Here is a 26,016-nt window from a genome sequence, read left to right on the forward strand (position 1 = left end):
AACGCGCACTACAGCTTTTCAAGCCGTTGCAAAATCGGGCAATCGGGGCGGTCATCGCCAGCGCATTCATGCACCAGATGGGTCAAGGTCTGACGAATATCTTGCAGGTCCGCGATCTTGCTTTCGATCTGCGCCAGATGTTGCTGGGCGATGGCACGGACATCGGCGCTGGCGCGATCCTGATCATCCCAAAGCGCCAGCAGGTCGCGGCAATTCTCGATCGTGAAGCCCAAGGCCCGCGCACGGCCCAGAAACGTCAGCTTATGCACGTCGCTGTCGCAAAAGCTGCGATACCCGTTGGTGTCACGCGCGGGCGTGATCAGACCGATGTCTTCGTAGTAGCGGATGGTCTTGGCAGGCAGACCTGCGCTTTTCGACACGTCACCGATGTTCATGGACGTCTCCTTTCGTTGAATTAGGCGGTTGCTGCGGCGGCGATCCACCGCAGGCGCAGGGCGTTGAACAGGACAAAGACGCTCGACAACGCCATGGCGGCGGCGGCAAGCACGGGCGACAGCAGCACGCCGAACAGCGGATAGAGCACACCGGCTGCAACGGGGATCAGCAGCGCGTTATAGCCAAAGGCCCAGAAGAGGTTCTGCCGGATATTGCGCATGGTGTGCTGGCTGATGTGCAGGGCGTTCACCACCCCTTGCAAATCGCCCGACATCAGCACCACGTCGGCCGCTTCGATAGCGACATCCGTTCCGGTACCGATGGCGATACCCACGTCGACCCCCGCCAGCGCGGGCGCATCATTGATCCCGTCCCCGACAAAGGCGACCTTGTGGCCCGCCTGTTGCAGGTCCTCCAGCGCGGCGACCTTGCCGTCGGGCAGCACTTCGGCGACCACGGTATCGATCCCCAAACGGTCGGCAATCGCCTGCGCCGTGGCCTTGTTGTCACCGGTGATCATGGCGATTTTCAGCCCCGCTTCGTGCAGTGCCTCCAACGCTTGGGGCGTCGTTTCCTTGATCGGGTCGGCGACGCCGATCATCGCGACAAGCGCCCCATCCACGGCGGCGAAAAGCGGTGTCTTGCCCTCTGCCCCCCATGCTGCCGACCGCCCCTCTGCCGCGGCGAGAGAGACCCCTTCGGCCTGCATGAAACGGTCCGCCCCGACAAGCACGCGATGCCTTTCGACTTCGGCGCGTACACCGTGGCCGGTTTGCGAGGCAAAAGAGGTTACCGCTGCCAGCGACAGCCCCTGTGTTTCGGCATGGCGCAGGATGGCGCTGGCAATCGGATGCTCTGACTGCGCCTCGACCGACGCAACGAGCCGCAACGCATCGGCCTGCGACCAGCCGTTGAAGACATCCAGATCCGTCACCTCGGGCCGCCCGGCGGTCAGCGTGCCGGTTTTATCAAGCGCGATGGTATCGACCTCGGCCAAGACCTGCAGCGCGTCCCCCTTGCGGAACAGCACGCCCATCTCGGCCCCTCGCCCTGTGCCCACCATGATAGAGGTCGGCGTGGCCAGCCCCATCGCACAGGGGCAGGCGATGATCAGCACCGCGACGCTTGCCACCAGAGCGTGCCCCAAGGACGGCTGCGGCCCGAACGCCAGCCAGACAAGGAAGGTGGCCGCGGCAATCGCCATGACGACGGGCACGAACCACATGGTGATGCGGTTAACCATATCCTGCACCGGCAGCTTGGCGCCTTGGGCGTCCTCGACCATGCGCACGATCTGCGACAGGGTCGTGTCCGCGCCCACATGGGTCGCGCGGTAGACCAGCGCGCCGGTGCCATTCACCGTCCCCCCGACCACACGCGTGTCGGGCAGTTTTTCGACGGGCACGGGTTCGCCGGTGATCATGCTTTCATCGACATAGGAACTGCCACGTGTCACGGTCCCGTCGACCGCGATCTTTTCACCGGGGCGCGCATGGATCAGATCGCCGACGGTGATCGCGTCGATCGCAACCTCTGACACGTTACCGTCCCGCTCTACCCGCGCGGTTTTGGGGCGCAGCCCGACCAGCTTGCGGATCGCTTGCCCGGTCTGGCCCTTGGCCCGCGCCTCTAGCGTGCGCCCCAGCAGGATCAGCGTGACGATCATCGCGGCGGCTTCGAAATAGACCGCTTGCGCACCGGCGGGCAGCAACTGTGGCAAGAACAGCGCCACGGTGGAAAAGCCCCATGCCGCCGTGGCCCCCAGAAACACCAGAGAGTTCATGTCAGGCGTGCGTTTCAACAGCGCTGGCACGCCGGTGACAAAAAAGCGCCGCCCGGGCCATGCCAGAACGATGGTGGTCAGTACGAACTGGATCGACCAGCTCAGCTGCTGCCCCAGCGTCGACATCACCCAATGGTGGAACGCGGGGATCATATGGCCGCCCATCTCGAGCACAAACACCGGCAGGGTCAGCGCCGCGGCGAGCAGCGTCATACGTTTAAGATGCGCGGCTTCTTCAACCTTGCGGTCCGGCGCGGGGGAAGATGCGGTGTCCGTCACAGGGGTGGCGGGGTAGCCCGCGGCTTGCGCAGCCTGCACAATGGCGGCATCCGGCTCTGCGGTAAGCGACTGCACCACGGCCTCTTCCCGGGCGAGGTTGACGCTGACATCGACCACACCCGGCACGGCCGCCAAGGCGCGTTCGACCCGCCCGACGCAGGACGCACAGGACATGTTTTCAATGGTATAGCGCCGCGTTTGCACGGTGGCGGGATAGCCTGCGGTCGCAAGTGCGGCGACGGCGTCCTTGGGGTCGAAACCCGATGCCACCTGCAGCGACGCCGTTTCCGAGGCGAGGTTCACGCGGGCGTCCTGCACACCCTCCACGCGTCCAAGCGCGGTCTCGACCCGCCCCACGCAAGAGGCGCAATTCATACCGCCAATGCCAAAATTTATCGCAACTACATCGCCCATCAGCTGTCTCCTTGGGGTGTCTTGCCCCTCAGATAGGGCTTCCAGTTAATGGAAGGTCAAGCGGTGATATGGATTTTATTCGACTTCGCTGCAGATTCCGGTGTCTGCCACAGGCCGGTTAAGACTTTGGAAAGACATCCGCGCGATGGTGAGCGTCAAACGATAAGCGGAGGGTGTGTATCGACGGATGCAGTCAAGAACACTGGTGATCAAAGGAAAAGGCGGATTGGGCAACCGCATCCTGTCTGCGATCTCGGGTCTGGTTTACGCCGACCTATCCGGCCGCAAGCCAGTGATCGACTGGCGCGACGGCAGCTATGCGCCGCTTGGCGAAAACGCTTATCCGCTGCTGTTCCAGTCTCCGATCGGGGACGAAGCGATTGGGGGTGCCACAATGGATGACGGGGCCGATGTTTGCCCCGCGATCTGGGCTGGCAATCTGAACCGCCAGCCCCAAGACATGATCGACACCTATATGCCGCGGTCACACTCAAACCCCTGGGGTTATCGGCGGCTTTGCGTGGACCTCAAGCGGGTGGACCAGTCTCAGGCGGTGGCGATCTATTGGTCTTACCTGCCAAAGCTGGGCCGCATGCGACAACACCTGCGCCGGGATGCACGCTTTGCCAAACGGGGGGAGCGCGAGGTTTTCGCCGATTATCTTGGCCGCTATTTTACCCCCAACGCACGGGTCCGCCATGCGCTATCGCACATGCGCCCCACGGCAAAACTGCCAAGCATCGGGGTTCATATCAGGTTCACCGATCGAAAAATCCCACTCCGCCCGGTGCTAAAGACCCTGGAGCAGCTAAAGGCCCGCCATCCGACCGCGACCATCTTTCTTGCGACGGACAATGCCGAGATCGAGGATCGTTTGAAGCGTGCGTTCGACAAGGTCATGACCCATCCCAAGCGGCTAGGCCCTGCCGGCGCGCGTTTGCATGGGCCGGATACAACATGCAAACCGCTGCAAGAGGCGGAAAATGCCCTGATCGACATGTGGCAATTGTCGCGTTGTGATCACCTGATCTATTCCCGCCGCTCGACCTTCTCTGTCACCTCTGGCTACTTGGGACGTTTTGCCCCTGCGCGTATCCACGATGTCGAACGGTATTCTCCGACGCTTTGGGCGAAGGAAATGTTGCAACGCTATGCTTGATCATACCCCCGCAACCATGTTTTGCGGGCGGCCCAGACCGCCGCCCAATGCGCCGCCCGCGCCCGTCTTTGCGCATCGCGCGAAGCCACGACCGGCCGCGTGGCCAAATACCGAAGCGCCGACCAAAGCCACATCAGAAAGACCCCCGCCCCCTGTTGCCAAGCCGGCCAGTGATCGCGGACCAATGAAGCGCGCGACGTCATCACCGCGATCGCCTTTACCTCTGTCACCGTGGTAGAGGCCCCGACATGATGCACAATCTGCGCCTTCGGCGTGATCAGCGGCTGATACCCTAAGTGAATCGCGCGCAGGCAAAGATCGGCATCCTCGCCATACATGAAATATTTCTCCGAAAAGCCGCCCAGTTGATGCCACAAGGAACGGTCGATCAACAGAAAACACCCCACAACGATATCGACAGGGCGCACAGAATCCCGCGGCCAGCGCCCGTAGGCTTCGGGGTTAAACACCGCGCTGCGCGGGAAAGCTGTGCTGAGCCCGATCGCTTTGAACAACAGGCTGGCCACAGTGGGCCGCGCCCAACAAGACGCTATGTTAAGCGACCCGTCAGCAAAAATGGTGCGCCCACCCCATATCCCCGCCTGCGGATTTTCGCGCGCAAAGGCGATGAGTTGATCGACCGCATCGGTATGAAGCTCGGTATCAGGGTTCAGCAACAGTAAATAATCGGAACAACAATGCTGCGCGGCAAGATTATTCGCGCGCGCGAAGCCCAAATTCTGCGCCGAGCGGACCAGCCGGACCTGCGGAAACGCCGCAGCTATCGCGTCTGCCGAACCGTCAGAGGAGGCGTTATCCCAAACAATACACTCAAATTGAGTCAACTGCGTGTGTTCATACAGCGTTTCAATCGCCCTAAGCGTCAATTCCCGCGTGTTGTAGCTGACGATCACGACACTCAGGGCAGGCCCGCGATCAATCGTCGCCAGCTTCAGCACCCCGTCGCCCGCAATACGACACCCACGGTTGCCCTTAGTATGCGCAAATCCTCGGACAGTGACAGGGCGCTGAAGTAGTGCGTGTCGAACTCTGCGCGCTCTGAAAACCTTGCTCTGTTCCGGGATGAAACCTGCCAGTTCCCACTGATCCCCGGCCGCATTCTTTCGTAGTGGTCACCCTGATAAAGCCCCCTTTGAGACACCAACATGGGTCGGGGCCCGACGAGACTCATCTCTCCTCTCAGCACGTTAACGAACTGGGGTAGTTCATCCAGTGACGTGCAGCGCAAGAACCGGCCCACCGTTGTGACACGGGGATCGTGACGCAGCTTCTGGTTTTGTCGCCATTCATCCCTGGCCTTTGGATTTTGTGCTAAATAGTCTCTTAACGAGTGCGGATCATGGGGATGCATTGTTCGCAGCTTCCAAATCTTGAAGACCCGCCCATCTTTACCGACGCGTTCCTGGGTGAAGAACGGAGACTGCCCAGTTGCTGCCACAAGACAGGCAAGAAGGCAGATCACGAGAACCACGATCGGTGCAGATAAAATGCAAAAGACGATGTCAAAACAGCGCTTGCCATATAGACGATAAAGCTCCCGATGCAGATCGCTTCGCCGCAGGGTGTTCACGCGTGGATGGGCTTGGCGTTTAAAGACATTTGTATGATGCACCGGAAACTCCTTCTTCGGCTCAGGCCCGGGGAAAGGTCGATGCTTCAATGGTTATGGGGACAGGCTTACTACGGGGTTAAGGAAAAACATCCAATTTGAATGACTGTGTAGAAAAGCCGTTCATCATGACGTGTTCCAAACGCGAAGACGGCGATAAACCCGTTCCACTGCATGATGTAATTTACGGTAAACTATGGTTTGCGCCGGCCACTCAGCGCAGGCGCTTGTCACAAAGCCGCGTATATGCCGCCAAGAGATGCGGTTCAGACGAAGACCATGCCAGCGCATTCACGACCCTCTCGCGCCCGGCCTTCCCCATCGCCGCTCTTAATGACGGGTCGTCGATGAGCTGTTTAATGCAATCGGCAAATCGAATCGGATCATTTGAAGCCGCGTAGAGGGAGGCCGTTTCGGCGGTGCGCCGACCTTCGGTCAGGTCGAACTGAACGACCGGTTTGCCCAGCGCCATGTATTCAACCACCTTGTTCATTGATGATATGTCGTTCATCGCATTGCAGGGATCTGGCGCAAGACCAACATCTATCGTGTTCAAGGCGTCCACCAAAGCGCGGCCATAAAGTGCGCCGGTGAACGTAAAGTAACCCGTCAGCCCAAGGTCATCGACCTGACGTTTCATGTCAGGCAATGAGGGACCAAAGCCGATAGTCAAAAAGTGGATATCGCGCGTGCCCGAGGTCACAAGGTGATGCGCCGCGGAAAGCAACAGATCCATTCCCTCCTGCTGTCCGATCACGCCGACATACCCAAGCAGCGTCTCTCCCTCGCGCCGGTATCTCTGCGACCCTGGCCCGAGCGTAAAATCCGTCAGGTTCGGAGCGGAGCGCACAACGAATATGTCGTCGTGGCATTTGCCGCCCCGTGTCATCGCGATTTCGCGAAAGCTTTCATTCGGGGATATCACCACCGATGCAGCACGGTAGCTGAGCAATTCACACTTTCGCATGACGTGGTAACCTACGCCTTGTTTGTTAAACTTGGCCACAAAAAGTTCTGGGCAGACATCGTGCTGGTCATACACATAAGAAACGCCCTTGCGTCGGTACCACATGGCAAGAAGGCAGATCAGATCAGGTGGATTGCACCCGTGGATCGCCTGAAAAGGATTTTGCCGCCAAATACGCCGCGCAAGCCGAAACCAATGCCAGATTGCGCTAGCATATTCCCTTGCATATGAAACCGCGCCGCCCCCCGTTTCAGGAGCAGCGGGGTACCGGTAGATATCCACGCCTTCGCGCCGTTCAAATGGCGCAACCCATCCCTGACCCGTGGGCGAAATGATAGAGACTTGGTAGCCTGCGCGGACCAACGTCGTCGCTTCCAGCCAGACCCGGCGATCGAGCGGCACGGGTAGGTTTTCAACCACGATCAAGATATGACGCACGGGCGGTTCGGGCATAGGTCCTTCAACATCAGAATCAGATTGGCGTCCGTTCTGCCAGCCACGGGTGAACATGAAGTTAATTCCGAAGCGCCGTCGCCTAAGTTGTCTCCAATAGGAAACATCACCGCTCGGTTCAGCCAATTACCCGGTATTTGCATCAATCTTGCTTGATTTGGGGGCTTGCCGCGCCCTTTCGCCCCGCGTATTCCAGCACGTGGGACACCCTTCCCCAACGAAGGGCGCTTATCTGAAAGGGTAGCTACATGGCTATTACGACACCGACCTCGCGGCCCACGAATCCGCGTTTTTCCTCTGGCCCGTGTGCCAAACCCCCCGTTTATGACCTGACCAAGCTTGCGAGCGCGCCTTTGGGGCGTAGCCACCGCGCGGCACCGGGCAAAGCGAAATTGCTTGAAGCAATTGAAACCACCCGCGAAATTCTGGGCGTGCCTGCTGACTATAAGATCGGCATCGTTCCGGCGTCTGACACTGGCGCTTATGAAATGGCGATGTGGTCGTTGCTGGGCGAACGCCCTGCGGAAATGGTCGCATGGGAATCCTTCGGCGCAGGCTGGGTGACCGACGCCGTGAAACAGCTCAAGATCGAGCACACGGTACATACCGCGGATTATGGTCAAATTGTCGACATGTCGGCGTTGAACTACGACAACGACGTGTGCTTCACTTGGAACGGGACAACCTCTGGCGTGCGCGTCCCAACGGGCGATGTTATCCCTGCCGACCGCAAGGGGCTGACCCTATGCGATGCGACATCGGCTGCCTTCGCTATGGATCTGCCGTGGGACAAACTGGATGTGACGACATTCAGCTGGCAGAAAGTTCTGGGCGGCGAAGCAGCACACGGCATGCTGATCCTCAGCCCTCGTGCCGTCGAGCGGCTTGAAAACTATACGCCTGCTTGGCCCCTGCCCAAGATCTTCCGCCTGACCAAAGGTGGCAAGCTGATCGACGGGATTTTCAAGGGCGAGACGATCAACACCCCTTCGATGCTTTGCGTTGAAGATTACCTGCTGGCGCTTGATTGGGCAAAATCCGTCGGCGGCCTGCAAGGTCTGATCGCGCGCGCCGATGCGAATACGGCAGCGATCACGGATTTTGTGGACACGCATGACTGGATCGAATTCCTTGCGGTTGATCCGGCGACACGGTCGAACACATCGGTCTGCCTGAAATTCAATGACGACCGTATCGCAGACGGCGCAGCCTTCGCAAAAGCTGTCGCGAAACGTCTCGCGGACGAGGATGTCGCATTGGACATCGGCGCCTACCGCGATGCCCCTGCCGGTCTGCGGATCTGGTGCGGCGGCACCGTCGAAACCTCTGACATCCAGGCCATGCTGCCTTGGTTGGAATGGGCTTTCGAAGCCGAGATCAACGCTTAATTTCGGGTTCCCCGCTTGGCGATCACGCCAGGCGGGTGGCTAACCCACGCCCCCCTTCTATTCAAAAAAGGAGCGCCAATCATGGCCCCCAAAGTGCTTATTTCCGACAAACTCTCGGACGCCGCCGTTCAAATCTTCAAAGACCGCGGCATTGACGTCGACTTCCAACCCGATCTTGGCAAAGACAAGGACAAGCTTGCCGCTGTGATCGGCGATTACGACGGGCTCGCCATCCGGTCCGCGACGAAAGTGACCGAAAAGATCCTCGCCAATGCGACCAACCTCAAGGTGATCGCCCGCGCCGGTATCGGCACCGATAACATCGACAAGGATGCGGCCTCGAAAAAGGGTGTCATCGTCATGAACACCCCCTTCGGCAACATGATCACCACGGCAGAACACGCGATTGCGATGATGTTCGCTGTTGCCCGCCAAATCCCCGAGGCATCGGCCTCCACCCATGCCGGCAAATGGGAAAAGTCCAAATTCATGGGGGTCGAGCTTACGGGCAAGACCCTTGGCGTAATCGGTGCCGGTAACATTGGCGGCATCGTCTGCGATCGCGCCCGCGGGCTGAAGATGAAAGTCGCGGCCTATGACCCCTTCCTGAGCGAGGAAAAAGCCAAGAAGATGGGTGTCGAGAAAGTCGAGCTGGACGATCTGTTGGCGCGCGCAGACTTCATCACGTTGCACGTGCCTTACACGGATCAAACCGCAAATATCCTGTCCAAGGAAGCCTTGGCGAAAACCAAAAAAGGTGTGCGGATCATCAACTGTGCCCGCGGCGGTCTGGTCGACGAAGAAGCATTGGCCGAAGCGCTGAAATCCGGCCATGTCGCTGGCGCAGCCTTCGACGTGTTCAAGGAAGAGCCCGCGACCGAAAACCCGCTGTTCGGCCTCCCCAACGTCGTCTGCACCCCCCACCTTGGGGCCGCCACGACTGAAGCACAGGAAAACGTGGCACTTCAGGTCGCTGAACAGATGTCCGACTACCTGCTGACCGGTGCCGTCACAAACGCCCTGAACATGCCGTCCGTCACCGCCGAAGAGGCAAAGGTCATGGGCCCGTGGATCACTTTGGCGGGTCACCTTGGGGCCTTCATTGGCCAGATGACGGATGAAGCCGTGAAGGCGATCAACATCCTTTACGACGGTCAGGTGTCCGAGATGAACCTGAACGCGCTGAACTGCGCGGTCGTGGCGGGCATCATGAAACGTGCCAACCCCGATGTGAACATGGTCAGCGCCCCCGTTGTTGCGCGCGAAAAAGGCATCCAGATCAGCACCACCAATCAGGACAAATCCGGTGTCTTCGACGGCTATGTGAAAGTGACCGTTGTCACCGAGAAACGTGAACGGTCGATCGCGGGCACCGTGTTCTCGGATGGCAAACCACGCTTCATCCAGATCAAAGGCATCAATATCGAAGCCGAAGTTGGTGCGCATATGCTTTACACCACCAATAACGACGTGCCCGGCATCATCGGGACGCTGGGTCAGACCCTGGGTGCGAACGACGTGAACATCGCGAACTTCACCCTCGGCCGGTCCACCGCCAAAGGGGAGGCGATTGCCTTGCTCTATATTGACGGCCCACTGCCCGAGAAAGCGCTAAAAGACCTGCGTGATACAGGTCTGTTCAAACAGGTCAAAGAGCTCGAATTCGAAGTCGCCTAAGACCCACAGCGCAACAAAGAAATGCAAAGCGCCCCCATCACCGGGGGCGCTTTTGTTTTGCCTGCTTCCAATTGGCCTAAATCCCGGGGGAGCAGCCAAAGGCTGCGGGGGCAGCGCCCCTACAGGCTCACCCCTACCGCTGCCCCCGACGCATCACGCGCCGGTCCAGTCCAGCACCACTTTGCCAGAGGCCCCCGATTTCATCGTCGCAAACCCCGTCTGGAAGTCGTCGACGTCAAATCGATGGGTGATGATCTCACTCACGTCCAAGCCGTTTTCCAGCATGGCGATCATCTTGTACCACGTCTCGAAGATCTCGCGGCCATAGACCCCTTTGACGGTGATCGCCTTGAACACGATGCGCGACCAATCGACGGGCGATTTGCCCGGCGGGATGCCTAGCATCGCGATCCGCCCGCCCATGGTCATTGCCTCTACCATCTGATCCAGCGCGACCTGATTGCCCGACATCTCCATCCCGACGTCGAAGCCCTGTTTCATCTTCAGCCGCGCGATGACATCGGCAAGGTCTTCGTGACGCACGTCGACGGGGACGACATCGGCGACCTTGGCGGCGAGCTCTAGCCGGGCGGGGTTCACATCCGTGATCACCACATGACGAGCGCCGACGTGGCGGGCGACCGCTGCGGCCATGATACCGATGGGGCCTGCACCGGTGATCAGCACATCTTCCCCCACCAGATCAAAGCTCAGCGCGGTGTGTACCGCATTACCAAGCGGGTCGAGGATCGCTCCGATATCGTCCGAGATCGTGTCGGGCAGCGGGACGACGTTGAACGCGGGCAGCCGCAGATATTGCGCGAAGGCACCTTGTTCATTCACGCCGATACCACGCGTGGCGGGATCAAGGTGGAACTTGCCGGACCGCGACTGGCGCGAGGTTTTTCCGATCAGATGCCCCTCGCCCGAGCAGCGCTGCCCGATGGTCAGATCCGTGACATTGCGGCCCAGTTCCACAATCTCACCAGCAAATTCATGGCCGGTGATCAGCGGGACAGGCACGGTATTCTGCGCCCATTCATCCCAGTTCCAGATGTGGATATCCGTGCCACAAATGCCGGTTTTGTTGATCTTGATCAGCACGTCATCCGGCCCGATTTCCGGCACTGGCGCGCGGGTCATCCACAGCCCCTCGCGGGGCTCGGACTTACATAGCGCCTTCATTTCGTTGCTCATGACAGAACCCCACAGGCTTTGCCCGCCACCTTGAAGGCTTCGAGCGCACGGTCGAGCTCATCGCGGGTCAGCGCGGCATTCATCTGGGTTCGGATGCGGGCCTGACCGCGAGGCACAACGGGAAAGAAGAAGCCGCTGACATAGACGCCTTCTTCGAACAGGCGCGCTGCCATATCCTGCGCCAACTGCGCCTCGCCCAGCATTACGGGGATGATCGGATGTTCGCCGGGCAGCAGGTCAAAGCCGAGATCGGTCAGCCCCTCGCGCCAGTATTTCGCATTCTCGAACAGTTGCGTGCGACGATCATCCCCTTGTTCGACCAGTTCAAGCGCCTTGATCCCGGCCATGACAATCGACGGCGGCAGTGAATTCGAGAAGAGATAGGGCCGCGCGCGTTGGCGCAGCAGGTCGATCACGGGCTGCGGCCCTGCGATATAGCCGCCGATGGCCCCGCCAAGCGCCTTGCCCAAGGTGCCTGTCAGGATATCCACATCGACCCCGAAGTGCGCTGGCGTGCCCTCCCCCTTCGGACCCATAAAGCCTGTCGCGTGGCAGTCGTCGACCATCACCAGCGCTTCGTATTTCTCGGCCAGTTTGGTGATCTCTGGCAGTCTCGCCAGATAGCCGTCCATGCTGAACACACCGTCGGTTGCGATCATGATAAACCGCGCGCCTTCCTCGCGGGCGAGCTTGAGCTGCCCTTCAAGGTCGTCCATGTCCGAGTTGGCATAGCGGTAGCGTTTGGCTTTGCACAGGCGGATGCCGTCGATGATCGAGGCGTGGTTCAGACTGTCCGAGACGATGGCGTCCTCTGGCCCGAACAGGGGCTCGAACAGCCCGCCGTTGGCGTCGAAGCAAGCCGCGAAGAGGATGGAATCATCCTTCCCGAGGAAGGCCGCCAGCTTTTGTTCCAGCTCGCGGTGGATGTCCTGTGTGCCACAGATAAAACGGACAGAGGCCATGCCGAACCCCTTGGGGTCCATCGCGTCACGGGCAGCGGCGATGAGATCGGGGTGGTCTGCCAACCCCAGGTAGTTGTTTGCGCAAAGATTAATCACCTGACGCCCGCCCACCGTGATCTCACCGGATTGGGGCGAGGTGATCATGCGCTCTTGCTTCATCATACCGTCCGCGGCGATGCCGGACAGGGTGGCGTTGACGTGATCTAGGTAGGCTTGGGTCATGATAGAACTCCTTTTCTCAGGCAAGTTCTATCATACTGGAAGAGATTCCGAAATAGAGGAAATCCCTTATAGCGGATTTTTTCCTATATCGTGGATATCACCTCATAGCCCAGAGCGGTCAGGCGTCCTGTACGACCAGAAAAGCCCGCACAGGGCCATCTGTCGCAGCGATCCGGTGCGGGACATCTGCGGGATAACGTGCCGTGTCGCCAGCGTGGACAGTGCCGACGGCATCGCCGCTCCGCAGCTCTACCGTGCCTTGCGACACGGTCAGATGCTCGCGCGCGCCGCGGGTATGGGGCTGGCTGTCCAGCATGCCGCCTGCGTCGATCAACAGTTCGTAAACCTCGTGTTTGCCTGCCTCTTCGGGGGGCGACAGGATGCGGATGCGGCAGCCGGAGCCGAGATTGTTGATCGTCGGCACCTCGGCCGCGCGCAAAACCTCGATCTGCGCGGGCGTTGGCGCGCTGTCCAGAAGGCCCGCGAAATCCACCTGTAGCGCACGGGTCAGGTTCCACAGGGTGGCGATGGTGGGGCTGCTTTCACCGCGTTCGATCTGGCTGACCATGGACCGCGACACGCCCGAAAGTTTGGCCACCGCATCAAGGCTCAGGCCCTGAGCGGTGCGCGCGGCCTTCAGGCGGGCGGGAAGTTGCGTCAGTATAGCGTCTGGATTATCCGTCATGCCGGATAGATGGGCCGCAGGGTGCCCCGCTGTCAATGGCAGGCGCTAGCTGAGCGCCTGCAAAATCGCGATAATCCCCGTCGCCGTCCCTGCCCCGACAATCGCGGAAAGAATGATCCACCGGCGGAATGCAGGACGTTGTGGCGGCGTTTCGTCTTGCTGCCGGATCAACGCGTTTTCGACAAGCGCAGGCAAACGCGGGCCAAAACGGGCGAGAACCATCGCGGTCTTGCTCAGATCCTTGATCACGGCACGGGGGCCGATGGACTTAGAGATGTAGTCCGTCACGATCGGGTTCGACACTTCCCAGATGTTGATATGCGGGTTAAGCGAACGGGCGACGCCTTCGACGACGACCATGGTGCGCTGTAGCAAGATCAGCTCTGTCCGTGTTTCCATGCCGAAACGTTCCGTGACCTCGAACAGGTAGGTCAGCAGCCGCGCCATCGAAATGCGGGTCGCGTCCATGCCAAAGATAGGCTCCCCCACGGCGCGCAGGGCGCGGGCGAATTCGTCAACATCCTTGTCGGCAGGCACGTAGCCCGCCTCGAAATGCACCTCTGCCACCCGTTTGTAATCCTTGCGGATAAAGCCGAACAGGATCTCGGCATATACGCGGCGGGTGTATTCATCGATGTGGCCCATAATGCCGAAATCATAGGCGATAATATCGCCGTTCGGCGCGACCTTGAGGTTGCCCTGATGCATATCCGCGTGGAAATACCCGTCGCGCAGCGCGTGATTCAGGAACAGTTGCAACACGCGGTCGCCAAGCGCCACACGGTCATGGCCCGCAGCATCAATCGCGGCGTTGTCGCCCATCGGGACGCCATCTGCCCAGCCCAGGGTCATGACGCGGCGGGCAGAATATTCCCATTTGATCGCAGGCAGTTGGAAGCCGGCATCGCCCTTGGTGTTCGCCGCAAATTCCGACGCAGCGGAGGATTCGAGCCGCAGATCCAGCTCGCCCCGCACCACACCATCGAAATGTTCGATCACCTCCATCGGGCGCAGGCGGCGCGATCCGGGCGAGAAAAGTTCGACCATTCGCGCGGCAAGATAGAAGGCATCGACATCCTTGCGAAAGGCTTTCTCGATCCCCGGACGCAGCACTTTCACAGCGACGTCTTCCTGCGTTTCGGCGATGGTGGCGCGGTGCACCTGCGCGATAGAGGCAGCGGCGACGGGCGCGCTAAAATCAGAGAATATCGCATCGACCGGCAGGCCGAGCTCTTTTTCGACTTCTGCCTTGGCCTGTTCGATGGAAAACGGCGGCAGCTTGTCTTGCAGCACGCGCAGTTGCACGGCCAGCTCGTCGCCCACAACATCGGGGCGGGTAGAGAGCACCTGACCGAACTTGATATAGGCAGGGCCAAGCGCGGTGAGTGCACGGGTCGCGGGCGGCATGGACGGATCACCGGCATAGCCCAGAAACTTGAACGGTTTGCCAAGCGCCTTGGCGACAAAGCGCAACGCGGGCGTTGCATCAAAGGCGTCCAGCACGACATTCATCGCGCCGGTCCGCTCCAAAGTTGCACCGGTGCGGATCAACCGCCAGATATTATGAGGTCCGCGCATGGGTTAAATCTTCCAACCAGAATGAAGCGCCGCGATCCCCAGCGACAGGTTCCGGTATTTCGCCTGCCCGAAGCCCGCGGTGCGCAGCATGCCGAGGAAGGTTTCCTGATCAGGGAAGTTTCGGATCGATTCCACGAGGTACTGATAGCTGTCGCGGTCGTTCGCGATCATCTGCCCCATGCGGGGGATGACGTTAAAGCTATAAAGATCATAGGCTTTCTGCATCATCGGGTTGGGCAGCTGGCTGAATTCAAGCACCATGAGACGCCCGCCGGGACGCAGCACGCGGTAGGCTTCGTTCAGCGCTTCTTGGGGGCGGGTGACGTTCCGGATGCCAAAGCTGATGGTATAGACGTCAAAGGTATTATCCTCGAACGGCAGCGCCATGGCGTCGCCGACGACCCAATCAAGGCTATCGGCCATCGCTGCGGCCTCTGCCCGTTTGCGCCCTTCGACCAGCATCGGTTCGGTCAGATCCAGCACGGTGGCGTGGCCCGATCCGGCACGGCCCAGAAACTTGAACGACACATCGCCGGTCCCCCCGGCGACATCCAGCAGCTTTTGACCGGCGCGCGGTGCCAGCCAATCCATCATCGCCTCTTTCCAGACGCGGTGGATGCCGACGCTCATCACATCGTTCATGATGTCGTATTTGCTGGCCACAGAGTTGAAGACACCCTGCACGCGCCCGGCCTTGTCGCTTTCGGCTACGGTTTCAAATCCGAAATGAGTGGTTTTGTCGCTGTCGTTTGTCATGGGGTCTTGTAGTCCTTTGATCTGCACCTTTGTTATAGGGCGCGAGGGGGCAGGTACAATGCGCCCCTTTTGTCACAGGGGAAACAACCATGCCTGAGTTGCCAGAGGTCGAAACAGTACGTCGCGGTCTATCCCCCGTGATGGAGGGTGAGGTGATCGCCCGCGCCGAGGTAAATCGCCCCGATCTGCGCTGGCCTTTCCCCCCAGATATGGCGGCACGGCTGACAGGACAACGGGTGACCCAGCTGCGACGGCGGTCAAAATATATCCTCGCCGATCTGTCGTCGGGGGAATCGCTGCTGGTGCATCTGGGGATGTCGGGGCGGATGCTGATCTCGGGCGATCCATTGGGGCAGTTCGTGCATGACCACCCCGCCCCCGAAAAACACGACCATGTGGTGTTTCATATGGGCAACGGTGCGCGGGTGACCTTTAACGACCCGCGCCGCTTTGGCGCGATGGACTTGTTGGACACTGCCAGCGCTGACAGCCACAAGTTGCTGTCGTCGATCGGGCCGGAGCCGTTGGGCAATGACTTTAACGAAGACCATCTGATTGCCGCGCTCAAGGGAAAGAATACCCCGATCAAGACCGCGCTGCTGGACCAGCGGATCGTGGCGGGGCTGGGAAATATCTATGTCTGCGAAACCCTTTACCGTGCGGGCATCCACCCCGCGCGCAAGGCGGGGCGGATCGCGGCGAAACGGGTGGGCGGCTTGGTCCCGATCATCCGCGATGTGCTGAACGAAGCGATCACCGCAGGCGGGTCCACCTTACGCGATTTCAAACGCGCGGACGGTGAATTGGGCTATTTCCAGCACAGCTTTGACGTGTACGGCCGCGAGGCAGAACCCTGCCGCAGTGAAGGCTGCACCCATCAGATTGCACGAATCGTCCAGTCGGGGCGGTCTTCCTTCTACTGCCCGCAATGCCAAAGATAACTTGAAACACCCCACCCCCGTGGTATGCACATCTTTCAAAGCGTAACAAACGAGAGCATTCTTGATGGCTTATGAAACGATCACGGTCGACGTCGACAACCACATCGCGCTTGTCACGCTGAACCGTCCCGATGCGATGAACGCACTGAATGACCAGCTGATGACCGAGCTGGCCGATGCGTTGAAATCGGCTCAGGAAAACGAAAAAGTCCGCTGCATCGTGATCACCGGCTCGGAAAAGGCTTTTGCCGCCGGTGCCGATATCGCCATGATGCGCGACAAAAGCTTCGTCGATGTCTTTGCCGGTGACCTCTTCACCCCCGAGACAGACCAGATCATGCGCGTGCGCAAACCCATCATTGCTGCTGTGTCGGGCTATGCCCTTGGCGGCGGCTGCGAACTGGCGATGATGTGTGACTTTATCATCTGTTCCGAAAGCGCCAAATTCGGGCAGCCTGAAATCAACCTTGGTGTTGTCGCAGGTATTGGCGGCACGCAGCGCCTGACCCGCGCCATCGGCAAATCCAAAGCGATGGACATGAACCTGACCGGCCGCTTCATGGATGCCGCCGAGGCAGAGCGTGCGGGCCTTGTATCGCGCGTCGTCCCCGTCAAGAAACTGATGGAAGAAGCCATGGCCGCCGCCGCCAAGATCGCCGAGAAATCGATGATCTCGACCATGGTGGTAAAGGAAGCCGTGAACCGGTCGTTCGAAGTACCCCTGCGCGAGGGCCTGCTGTTTGAGCGTCGTATTTTCCATTCGCTGTTCGCGACAGAAGACCAGAAAGAAGGCATGTCTGCCTTCCTTGAAAAGCGCGAAGCGCAGTTCCGGGACAAGTAAATGGCTTTGCGGGTTTGCATTGCGTGTCGGGTTGGACTATAGGCAGCCCTAATACATGCGCGTGCAGCCCGCTCTGGCTAGAATCACCTTATCGGATATCGGTTCCGGTCGTTGGGTTTGTGTCGCGTATTTGCAATTTGAACATACCCAAGATGAAGGCTGATCCTCATGGCAAACACACCTCAGGCTAAAAAACGCGCCCGCCAGAACGAAGCACGTTTCCAAATCAACAAAGCACGTCGTTCGCGCATCCGTACCTTCCTGCGCAAAGTCGAAGAAGCCATCGCATCCGGCGACAAAGAAGCAGCAACTGCCGCTCTGCGCGCCGCTCAGCCCGAGCTGATGCGCGGTGTGGCAAAAGGCGTTTTCCACAAGAACACAGCCTCGCGCAAAATGTCGCGTCTGGCGTCGCGGGTCAAAGCACTGGGCTAAGCCCAGTTGACCTAACGTCATCTTTTGCAACTTAAAAGCACCGCTTCGGCGGTGCTTTTTTTGTTTCTGTAGCACTCGCATCACGGGAATGAGATTCTTTTGCACCAATCTCTGAGTCAAGTTTGAAGATGTGTTGTATCAGTCCAACCGAGATTGCTAACACTATCAAACGCGATTCACTTCGCTTGGGGGGACAGGCCCGAACGGTTCGAGATATTTGCTAGAATATCGAACATCCGCCGGGGAAATTTGGATGGTCTTGCTAGGGGCCACCTGACGTCTGCAGATGCTGCTGCCAGCACATTTGCCCTGTCTTTTTAAAAACGACGAACGGTGTGTTCGGCAGCGACGTTTGGCGATTTGCTTCGCCAACGCACGCGTCAGGCATGCCTTATGTAAAAATGTCCGAAGGACGGCGGGCCGGTTCTCTGTGTGGGACCGGGTAAACGGTCTGTTGTCTTTTGACTGGGTAAAATAGCGTTTCAGTATGTGCTGAAGCGATCAAAGAATGGGACGGCAGGGCGCATGATGCAGGCAGAATGGACGACAATTCGGGACCGGCTTTTAAAGACGGTTGGACAGAACAACTTTACTACCTGGATTGACCCGCTGACTGTTGGCCCCATCGAAGACGGCATTTGCACGTTGTTCGTACCGACCAATTTCTTTGGCAACTATGTCAGCCAGAACTTCGCCGATCTGCTGCTGCACGAAATGCAGTCCGAAGACATCAGCATCAGCCGTCTGAAATTCGCGGTCGCCCCACAGGACAAACCCGCCGCCATTGATCCTGCCCCAGCCCGCCCCAAGCCCGCCGCCGCAGCCCAGCCTGCGAACAGCCAGATCAACGCCGCCCCGCTTGACGCTCGCTTTAGCTTTGACAACTTTGTTGTCGGCAAACCCAACGAACTGGCCCACGCCGCCGCACGTCGCGTTGCCGAAGGTGGCCCCGTCACCTTCAACCCGTTGTTTCTTTATGGTGGTGTCGGCTTGGGCAAAACCCACTTGATGCACGCCATCGCGCAAGAGCTTCAGGTCCGCAAACCCGAACTGAACGTGCTGTATCTGTCGGCTGAACAATTCATGTATCGCTTCGTGCAAGCGCTGCGTGATCGCAAGATGATGGACTTCAAGGAAATCTTCCGCTCGGTCGACGTGCTGATGGTGGACGATGTTCAGTTCATCGCGGGCAAGGACAGCACGCAAGAAGAATTCTTTCACACGTTCAACGCCCTCGTGGATCAGAACAAACAGATCATCATTTCCGCAGACCGCGCCCCGGGCGAGATCAAGGATCTTGAGGATCGCGTAAAATCGCGTCTGCAATGCGGTCTGGTCGTTGACCTGCATCCGACCGACTACGAACTGCGTCTTGGCATTCTGCAAAACAAGGTGGAAGCGCAGCGCAAGAACTACCCCGGTCTTGAGGTCGAAGCTGGCGTGCTCGAGTTTCTGGCGCATCGCATCACCACCAACGTCCGCGTGCTGGAAGGCGCGTTGACCCGTCTGTTCGCCTTTGCGTCGCTTGTCGGCCGCGAGATCAACATGGACCTGACGCAGGATTGTCTGGCCGACGTGCTGCGCGCCTCTGAACGCAAAGTCAGCGTCGAAGAGATCCAGCGCAAAGTGTCCGAGCATTACAACATCCGCCTCAGCGACATGGTCGGCCCCAAGCGTCTGCGCAGCTATGCCCGCCCGCGTCAGGTCGCCATGTATCTGTGCAAGAAAATGACCAGCCGTTCGTTGCCCGAAATTGGCCGCCGTTTTGGCGGGCGCGACCACACGACCGTAATGCACGGCGTGAAACGTATCGAAGAGCTCAAGCAGAACGACGGTCAGATCGCCGAAGATCTGGAACTGCTGCGCCGCTCTCTCGAGGCTTAAGAGCACCAGCTTGCACAGAAGACACGCGAAGGCCTTGACGGGCCTTCGTTTCGTGCTGAAAAGTCAACAAAACTCTTGTGAATACATTGGTATCGGGTAGTTTGCCCTCCCGGACTGCCGGAATGGAGATGGCATATGAAATTCAGCATTGAACGCGCCGCGCTGCTTAAGGCCGTATCACAGGCCCAATCCGTGGTAGAGCGCCGCAATACCATCCCAATCCTCGCCAACGTGCTGATCGAGGCCGAAGGCTCTGACGCGTCGTTCCGCGCGACCGATCTGGATATCGAAGTGGTCGACAAGGCCGCGGCGCAGGTCGAACGTGCCGGTGCGACAACGGTTTCCGCGACCACATTGCATGAAATCGTGCGCAAGCTGCCTGATGGCGCATTGATCAGTCTGACCGCCGACAGCGCCGCGGGGCGTCTGACGGTCGAAGCAGGCCGCTCCAACTTCTCGCTCGCGACATTGCCGCGCGAAGATTTCCCCGTCATGGCGACTTCTGAATACCAGTCGAACTTCAAGGCCCCTGCCCCCATGCTGCGCCGTCTGTTCGACAAATCCAAATTCGCCATCTCGACCGAAGAAACACGGTACTATCTGAACGGCGTTTACATGCATATTTCGGACAGCGAAGGCAGCAAGGTACTGCGCTGCGTTGCCACCGATGGCCACCGTCTGGCCCGCATCGACGCGCCCATGCCCGAGGGTGCCGCCGAAATGCCCGGCGTGATCGTGCCCCGCAAAACCGTGGGCGAGCTGCGCAAGCTGCTGGACGACGACGATATGGAAATCGCCGTTTCCGTGTCCGAGACCAAAATCCGCTTTGCCACACCGGACATCACGCTGACCTCCAAGGTCATCGACGGGACGTTCCCCGACTACACCCGCGTGATCCCGCAGGGCAACACCCGCAAGATGGAAGTCGACGCCAGCGATTTCGCCCGCGCCGTGGACCGTGTTGCGACCGTAAGCTCCGAACGGTCCCGCGCCGTCAAGCTGCAACTGGACGAAGATCGTCTGGTGCTGTCCGTCAACGCGCCTGACAGCGGTGCCGCCGAGGAAGAACTGGTCGTCGCCTATGCCGACGAACGGCTGGAGATCGGGTTTAACGCGAAATACCTGCTTGAGATCGCAAGCCAGGTGGATCGTGAAAACGCCGTGTTCCTGTTCAACTCCTCCGGTGATCCGACGTTGATGCGCGAAGGCAATGACATGTCTGCGGTCTATGTCGTTATGCCGATGCGTGTGTGACGCTGACAGGCTACGTCGAACATCTTAACGCATTCATACCAATCGTATGAGCGGGCTTTACCTCTCCCAGCTGACGCTGTCGCATTTTCGCTCGCATAAACGTGCGGTGATCGATTGCGACACGCGGCCTGTGTCTATTTTCGGGCCCAATGGCGCGGGAAAGACCAATATTCTGGAAGCCGTGTCTTTGTTGTCCCCCGGCCGCGGCCTGCGCCGGTCAAGCGCGTCGGATATGACGCGCCGGCCAGAGGCGCTTGGCTGGAAGATCACCGCACATCTGCACAGTCTGGGCCAGATCCACGAGGTCGAGATCTGGTCAGAGGCGGGGGCCGCGCGGCAAGTTCGGATTGACGGCAAGGCGACGGCGCAGACCGGATTAGGGCGCATTGCGCGGGTGCTGTGGCTGATCCCGTCGATGGACCGTCTGTGGATCGAAGGCGCCGAAGGTCGCCGCCGTTTTCTTGACCGCATGACGCTCAGCTTTCTGCCTGACCATGCAGATCAGTCGCTTGCCTATGAAAAGGCCATGCGCGAACGCAACCGCCTGCTGAAGGATATGGTGCGCGAACCGTCGTGGTATGTCGCGCTGGAACAGCAAATGGCCGAGGCCGGAAGCGCGATCCACGCCAACCGTGTTGCCGCCTTGCAAGCCATCACCGAGGCGCAGGCGCAGGCCGAGACCGCCTTTCCCACCGCGACGCTTGATCTGATCTGCGACATGCCCACCACCGCCGAGGGGTTGCGTCAGGCGCTCGCCGACAACCGGATGCGCGATCTGTCAGCGGGACGGACCCTGATCGGACCGCATCGCGCCGATCTTGAAGGGGTCTATGCCGCCAAGGACGTACCCGCGCGTGATTGTTCAACCGGAGAGCAGAAGGCCCTGCTGGTGTCGCTGATCCTTGCGAACGCCCGCGCATTGGCCGCTGATTTCGGCGCACCGCCTCTGCTGTTGCTGGACGAGGTCGCTGCCCATCTGGACGCCAACCGCCGCGCCGCGCTCTATGACGAACTGTGCGCCCTTGGTGCCCAAGCCTGGATGACCGGCACCGGAGAAGAGCTGTTCGACACGCTCGGCCCCCGCGCCCAACGGCTTGAGGTGACAGAGACCCTCGGCCTTTCAACTGCAAGGATGCTTCCATGACCATCGCCCTGCCCGATCTGCTGCTGTACTGCGGCGCGCTCGTGATCCTGTTTCTGACCCCGGGTCCTGTATGGCTTGCCATCATGGCACGCGCGCTGTCGGGCGGGTTTGGCGCGGCATGGCCGCTCGCCCTTGGGGTGGCGATCGGTGATATGCTCTGGCCGCTGGTGGCGGTGCTTGGCATCAGCTGGATCCTGTCGGTGTTTGATATGTTCATGCTGGGCATGCGCTGGATCGCCTGTGCCGTGTTCCTGATCATGGGCGTGTTGCTGATCCGCCATGCCGACGCCAAGATCGACCGTGACAACCGTCTGACCCGCCCCGGCGCATGGGCCGGTTTCGGTGCCGGGTTGCTGGCCATTCTGGGCAACCCAAAGGCCGTTCTGTTCTATCTCGGTGTGCTGCCCGGCTTCTTTGATCTGCGCCATGTCACCGCATTGGACGTCGGCGCGATCATCGCCGCATCCGTCGCGATCCCGCTGTTCGGGAACCTTGCCATCGCCGCTTTAGTGGGCAAATTGCGCGGCCTGATGACCGACCCGGCGACCCTGAAACGCATCAACATCGTGGCCGGTGCGCTGCTGATCTGCGTAGGTTTGCTCATCCCCTTCGTCTAACGCAAAATCTTGTGTCAGGCGCGTGACAATCGTGGCGGAAAACACTATAAATTGGGTAACAAAAGAAGGTTTCCCAATATGTCCGACACCGATCAGCTCCCCGAGGAATATGGCGCAGATTCCATTAAGGTTCTCAAAGGCTTAGAAGCGGTTCGCAAACGTCCGGGCATGTATATCGGTGACACCGATGACGGGTCGGGTCTGCACCACATGGTCTATGAGGTCGTGGACAACGGTATTGACGAGGCGCTGGCCGGTCATGCGGATGCGGTGAACGTCACAATTCACGATGACAGCTCTGTTTCGGTCAGTGACAACGGGCGCGGTATTCCCGTCGGTATCCACCAGGAAGAAGGCGTTTCCGCCGCCGAGGTCATCATGACCCAGTTGCACGCGGGCGGTAAGTTCGACAGCAACTCGTACAAGGTATCCGGCGGTCTGCACGGCGTGGGCGTTTCGGTTGTGAACGCGCTGTCCGATTGGCTGGAACTGCGCATCTGGCGCGAAGGCAAGGAACATGTTGCGCGCTTTGAAGGCGGTTTCACCACCAAACACCTAGAGGTCGTGGGCCCCACCGAACGTACCGGCACCGAAGTCCGGTTCATGGCCTCGACCGAGACATTTTCGAACCTCGACTATAGCTTCGAGACGCTGGAAAAACGTCTGCGCGAACTGGCGTTCCTGAACTCCGGCGTGCGCATCATCCTGACTGATGAACGCCCTGCCGAACCTCTGCGGACCGAGCTTTTCTATGAAGGCGGCGTGAAGGAATTCGTGAAATACCTCGACCGGTCGAAAACCTCTGTCATGCCCGAACCGATTTTCATTTCGGGCGAGAAAGACGATATCGGCGTCGAAGTCGCGATGTGGTGGAACGACAGCTACCATGAAAATGTGCTGCCCTTTACCAACAACATCCCGCAGCGTGACGGCGGCACCCACACCGCGGGCTTCCGCGGGGCGCTGACGCGGACAATCAATAACTACGCGCAATCCTCGGGTATCGCGAAGAAGGAAAAAGTATCCTTCACCGGGGATGACGCCCGCGAAGGCCTGACCTGCGTGCTGTCGGTCAAGGTGCCGGACCCCAAGTTCAGCTCTCAGACCAAGGACAAGCTTGTCAGCTCCGAAGTGCGCCCCGCCGTCGAAGGTTTGGTGAACGAAAAGCTGGCCGAATGGTTTGAAGAAAACCCGCAGATCGCAAAGATCGTCGTCGGCAAGATCATCGAAGCCGCCCACGCCCGCGAAGCAGCGCGCAAGGCCCGCGACCTGACCCGCCGCAAGACCGCGATGGACGTGAACTTCCTTGCGGGCAAGCTCAAGGATTGCTCCGAAAAAGACCCGTCCAAAACCGAAGTCTTTCTGGTGGAGGGTGACTCCGCCGGTGGCTCTGCGCAAACGGGCCGTGACCGCCAGACACAGGCGATCTTGCCCCTGAAAGGTAAGATCCTGAACGTCGAACGCGCCCGGTTTGACCGGATGCTGGGCAGTCAGGAAATCGGTAACCTTGTTATGGCGCTCGGCACCGGAATTGGCCGCGATGAATTCAACATCGATAAACTGCGCTACCACAAGATCGTCATCATGACCGATGCGGACGTTGACGGCGCGCACATCCGTACGCTTTTGCTCACGTTCTTCTACCGTCAGATGCCGCAGCTGATCGAGAACGGCCATCTCTATATCGCGCAGCCGCCCTTGTACAAAGTGTCGCGTGGCAAGTCCGAGGTCTACCTCAAGGATCAGGCCGCGATGGAGGACTACCTGATCCAGCAAGGCATTGAAGGCGCTATGCTAAAACAGGGCAATGGCGAGGAAATCACCGGTCAGGATCTGGCCCGCGTCGTCGATCTGGCCCGCCAGATGCGTCGTGTTCTCGAAGCTTTCCCGACCCATTACCCCCGCCATATTCTGGAACAGGCCGCCATCGCCGGTGCCTTTGTGCCGGGCGCGGTTGATGCTGATCTGCAAGGCGTGGCCGACAAGGTCGCAGAGCGTCTGAACCTGATCGCATTGGAATGGGAGCGTGGCTGGCAAGGCCGCATCACCCAAGACCACGGCGTCCGCCTCGCCCGCATCCTGCGCGGCGTGGAAGAGGTGCGCACCCTCGACGGCCGTATGCTGCGGTCGGGCGAGGCCAAACGCTCGGGCGGGTTCACAGAGCATCTGCAAGACGTCTACGGCACGCCCGCCAAACTGGTGCGCAAAGACCGTAGCCAGCTGATCCACGGCCCCATGGACCTGCTTGAAGCGATCCTTGCCGAAGGTGAAAAAGGCCTGTCCCTGCAACGCTACAAAGGTCTGGGCGAAATGAACCCCGATCAGCTGTGGGAAACCACGCTCGACCCCGACGCCCGTACGCTGTTGCAGGTTAAGGTCGCGGATATGGCCGAAGCAGACGACCTGTTCACCAAGCTGATGGGCGACGTCGTAGAACCCCGCCGCGAATTCATCCAGCAAAACGCGCTGAGCGTAGAGAACCTGGATTTTTAAGCGTTTGTATGGAAGCGGATAAAATTGCGTGGCGCGCATAAGTTTGCGCGTCGCGGATGCAGTCAAGCAATATGATATCATTTTAATTCAATAACTTATTTGATTCATTCAAATACGGAAGGCCTATAGGATCGCGCTAGGCTTGCCGCCTCCCCCTTCAAATCCGAGTGAACATTCCAACTAGCCTTCAATCACTCCATGCTCATTGCCCATGACATTGGACTGGACCCTTTCGCACCGCCCCAATCAGCTCCGCGTTTTATGTTTACAACTACATTCGCTTAGGACAGGCGGCCGCTTACGGCCCTAAACTGCCACTCGTTGTTGGACTGATCATTGCTAGGCTGTTGCTTCCTCAAACCAGCCATCGGTGGCATCGTGCAGCATAATTTGGCAGGATGAGGTCAGCAGTGCCGGCAAACGTTGCTTTGCAAGACGGTCACTATGGCCCTTGGCAGAACTTAGCTGCAAGCCACCTGCAGGGACTGAACCAATAGCCATGTGACCTGCGAAGGTCGAGCCTTACGCTCGGCCAGCAGCATCCGCACGTTGAGTGCTTCGGTCGCTTACCTAAAACCTTAAACACACAAAAGCATGAAAAATTGCTACACCAGTGTTGATAATGAATATTCATTACCTAAATTGACCACGGCCCGCGGTGAGGATGATAATCGAAAGCGGGCGATCCCTGCTCATGCAGGTCCTGCACGGCCTGAGCCATGCCCGGCATCTTCAGGCTGCGCATCATAATGACGATGGCAGCGCCGGCGGGATCATGACGCATGACGTGTTCCTTCCGTGGTGCGTAGCCCGTCATATCGTGCGACATTGGCCTCGGGCTCCTTATTCAAAGAAAGGGCCGCA

Annotated in this window: 21 protein-coding genes and 1 pseudogene; 11 read left to right on the forward strand and 11 right to left on the reverse strand. The window is 59.3% G+C overall.

Translation table 11 applies throughout. From position 1 onward, the window contains the following. Nucleotides 1-8 precede the first annotated feature (8 nt). Both cueR and ACNQ62_RS12830 read right to left on the reverse strand, forming a co-directional pair. The gene (gene cueR / locus ACNQ62_RS12825) at nucleotides 9-395 is read right to left on the reverse strand and encodes a Cu(I)-responsive transcriptional regulator (protein ID WP_005850098.1); all 387 of its coding nucleotides are present in this window, start codon (nucleotides 393-395) and stop codon (nucleotides 9-11) included. 20 nt (nucleotides 396-415) lie between these two features. Then, nucleotides 416-2,872, reverse strand: a complete 2,457-nt coding sequence (locus ACNQ62_RS12830) for a heavy metal translocating P-type ATPase (protein ID WP_418094997.1) — start codon at nucleotides 2,870-2,872, stop codon at nucleotides 416-418. Nucleotides 2,873-3,077: 205 nt separating this feature from the next. On the opposite strand from ACNQ62_RS12830, the gene ACNQ62_RS12835 reads away from it, so the two are divergent. Then, entirely contained in the window at nucleotides 3,078-4,031 is a 954-nt protein-coding gene (locus ACNQ62_RS12835; RefSeq protein ID WP_418094998.1) for a NodZ family protein, read from the forward strand. On the opposite strand, the gene ACNQ62_RS12840 is transcribed toward ACNQ62_RS12835, so the two are convergent. The 3 genes from ACNQ62_RS12840 to ACNQ62_RS12850 all read right to left on the reverse strand — a co-directional run bounded on the left by ACNQ62_RS12840 (nucleotide 4,022) and on the right by ACNQ62_RS12850 (nucleotide 7,138). Next, nucleotides 4,022-4,990, reverse strand: a complete 969-nt coding sequence (locus ACNQ62_RS12840; RefSeq protein WP_418094999.1) for a glycosyltransferase family 2 protein — start codon at nucleotides 4,988-4,990, stop codon at nucleotides 4,022-4,024. The genes ACNQ62_RS12835 and ACNQ62_RS12840 overlap by 10 nt on opposite strands. After that, the gene (locus ACNQ62_RS12845; protein ID WP_418095000.1) at nucleotides 4,984-5,664 is read right to left on the reverse strand and encodes a sugar transferase; all 681 of its coding nucleotides are present in this window, start codon (nucleotides 5,662-5,664) and stop codon (nucleotides 4,984-4,986) included. Before ACNQ62_RS12845 ends, ACNQ62_RS12840 begins: the two co-directional genes overlap by 7 nt. Before the next feature lie 211 nt (nucleotides 5,665-5,875). Then, complete coding sequence (locus ACNQ62_RS12850; protein ID WP_418095001.1) at nucleotides 5,876-7,138, reverse strand: glycosyltransferase family 4 protein; 1,263 nt, start codon at nucleotides 7,136-7,138, stop codon at nucleotides 5,876-5,878. A 191-nt stretch (nucleotides 7,139-7,329) separates the two neighbouring features. Here ACNQ62_RS12850 and ACNQ62_RS12855 point away from each other — a divergent pair, with 191 nt between their 5' ends. Beyond that, complete coding sequence (locus tag ACNQ62_RS12855; protein WP_064215851.1) at nucleotides 7,330-8,469, forward strand: phosphoserine transaminase; 1,140 nt, start codon at nucleotides 7,330-7,332, stop codon at nucleotides 8,467-8,469. An 81-nt stretch (nucleotides 8,470-8,550) separates the two neighbouring features. Beyond that, nucleotides 8,551-10,146: a phosphoglycerate dehydrogenase gene (gene serA / locus ACNQ62_RS12860; protein WP_009825417.1), complete on the forward strand. Its 1,596-nt coding sequence runs from the start codon at nucleotides 8,551-8,553 to the stop codon at nucleotides 10,144-10,146. 153 nt (nucleotides 10,147-10,299) lie between these two features. Here the strand turns inward: serA and tdh are convergent, their stop codons facing one another. From tdh to ubiE, 5 genes are all read right to left on the reverse strand, one after another. Then, nucleotides 10,300-11,343 (reverse strand): L-threonine 3-dehydrogenase, encoded by a 1,044-nt coding sequence (tdh, locus tag ACNQ62_RS12865; RefSeq protein WP_005850114.1) that lies wholly within the window; start codon nucleotides 11,341-11,343, stop codon nucleotides 10,300-10,302. Beyond that, nucleotides 11,340-12,527 carry a glycine C-acetyltransferase gene (locus tag ACNQ62_RS12870; RefSeq protein ID WP_418095002.1) on the reverse strand — a complete coding sequence of 396 codons (1,188 nt, stop codon included), beginning with the start codon at nucleotides 12,525-12,527 and terminating at the stop codon, nucleotides 11,340-11,342. Before ACNQ62_RS12870 ends, tdh begins: the two co-directional genes overlap by 4 nt. A 118-nt stretch (nucleotides 12,528-12,645) precedes the next feature. Next, the gene (locus ACNQ62_RS12875; protein ID WP_009825419.1) at nucleotides 12,646-13,212 is read right to left on the reverse strand and encodes a helix-turn-helix domain-containing protein; all 567 of its coding nucleotides are present in this window, start codon (nucleotides 13,210-13,212) and stop codon (nucleotides 12,646-12,648) included. A 45-nt stretch (nucleotides 13,213-13,257) separates the two neighbouring features. Then, nucleotides 13,258-14,790, reverse strand: coding sequence for a 2-polyprenylphenol 6-hydroxylase (gene ubiB / locus ACNQ62_RS12880; RefSeq protein ID WP_005850119.1), 1,533 nt, complete (start codon nucleotides 14,788-14,790; stop codon nucleotides 13,258-13,260). Nucleotides 14,791-14,793: 3 nt separating this feature from the next. Then, a complete protein-coding gene (gene ubiE / locus ACNQ62_RS12885) occupies nucleotides 14,794-15,546 on the reverse strand; it encodes a bifunctional demethylmenaquinone methyltransferase/2-methoxy-6-polyprenyl-1,4-benzoquinol methylase UbiE (RefSeq protein ID WP_005850121.1) in 753 nt (250 codons plus the stop codon). Between the two features lie 89 nt (nucleotides 15,547-15,635). Between ubiE and mutM the strand changes: the two genes are divergently transcribed. The 8 genes from mutM to gyrB all read left to right on the forward strand — a co-directional run bounded on the left by mutM (nucleotide 15,636) and on the right by gyrB (nucleotide 25,152). Then, nucleotides 15,636-16,487: a bifunctional DNA-formamidopyrimidine glycosylase/DNA-(apurinic or apyrimidinic site) lyase gene (gene mutM, locus ACNQ62_RS12890; RefSeq protein WP_132998343.1), complete on the forward strand. Its 852-nt coding sequence runs from the start codon at nucleotides 15,636-15,638 to the stop codon at nucleotides 16,485-16,487. 64 nt (nucleotides 16,488-16,551) lie between these two features. Beyond that, entirely contained in the window at nucleotides 16,552-17,328 is a 777-nt protein-coding gene (locus ACNQ62_RS12895; protein WP_005850125.1) for an enoyl-CoA hydratase, read from the forward strand. 168 nt (nucleotides 17,329-17,496) lie between these two features. After that, a complete protein-coding gene (gene rpsT / locus ACNQ62_RS12900; RefSeq protein ID WP_418095003.1) occupies nucleotides 17,497-17,760 on the forward strand; it encodes a 30S ribosomal protein S20 in 264 nt (87 codons plus the stop codon). Between the two features lie 525 nt (nucleotides 17,761-18,285). After that, a complete protein-coding gene (gene dnaA, locus ACNQ62_RS12905; RefSeq protein WP_005850129.1) occupies nucleotides 18,286-19,644 on the forward strand; it encodes a chromosomal replication initiator protein DnaA in 1,359 nt (452 codons plus the stop codon). A 135-nt stretch (nucleotides 19,645-19,779) separates the two neighbouring features. After that, nucleotides 19,780-20,898 carry a DNA polymerase III subunit beta gene (gene dnaN, locus ACNQ62_RS12910; protein ID WP_418095004.1) on the forward strand — a complete coding sequence of 373 codons (1,119 nt, stop codon included), beginning with the start codon at nucleotides 19,780-19,782 and terminating at the stop codon, nucleotides 20,896-20,898. A gap of 46 nt (nucleotides 20,899-20,944) precedes the next feature. Next, nucleotides 20,945-22,042: a DNA replication/repair protein RecF gene (gene recF, locus ACNQ62_RS12915; protein WP_418095005.1), complete on the forward strand. Its 1,098-nt coding sequence runs from the start codon at nucleotides 20,945-20,947 to the stop codon at nucleotides 22,040-22,042. After that, the gene (locus ACNQ62_RS12920) at nucleotides 22,039-22,659 is read left to right on the forward strand and encodes a LysE family translocator (RefSeq protein WP_418095006.1); all 621 of its coding nucleotides are present in this window, start codon (nucleotides 22,039-22,041) and stop codon (nucleotides 22,657-22,659) included. The genes recF and ACNQ62_RS12920 overlap by 4 nt, the downstream gene beginning before the upstream one ends. Before the next feature lie 78 nt (nucleotides 22,660-22,737). Then, nucleotides 22,738-25,152 carry a DNA topoisomerase (ATP-hydrolyzing) subunit B gene (gene gyrB / locus ACNQ62_RS12925; protein WP_005850135.1) on the forward strand — a complete coding sequence of 805 codons (2,415 nt, stop codon included), beginning with the start codon at nucleotides 22,738-22,740 and terminating at the stop codon, nucleotides 25,150-25,152. A gap of 670 nt (nucleotides 25,153-25,822) precedes the next feature. Here gyrB and ACNQ62_RS12930 read toward each other — a convergent pair. Beyond that, nucleotides 25,823-25,936, reverse strand: a pseudogene (locus tag ACNQ62_RS12930) (ATP-binding protein); the annotation flags it as partial. Nucleotides 25,937-26,016: the final 80 nt, after the last annotated feature.

Origin of the sequence: Sulfitobacter sp. SBS6 (assembly GCF_048285585.1) — a bacterium.
GTDB classification, from domain to species: Bacteria; Pseudomonadota; Alphaproteobacteria; order Rhodobacterales; family Rhodobacteraceae; genus Sulfitobacter; species Sulfitobacter pontiacus.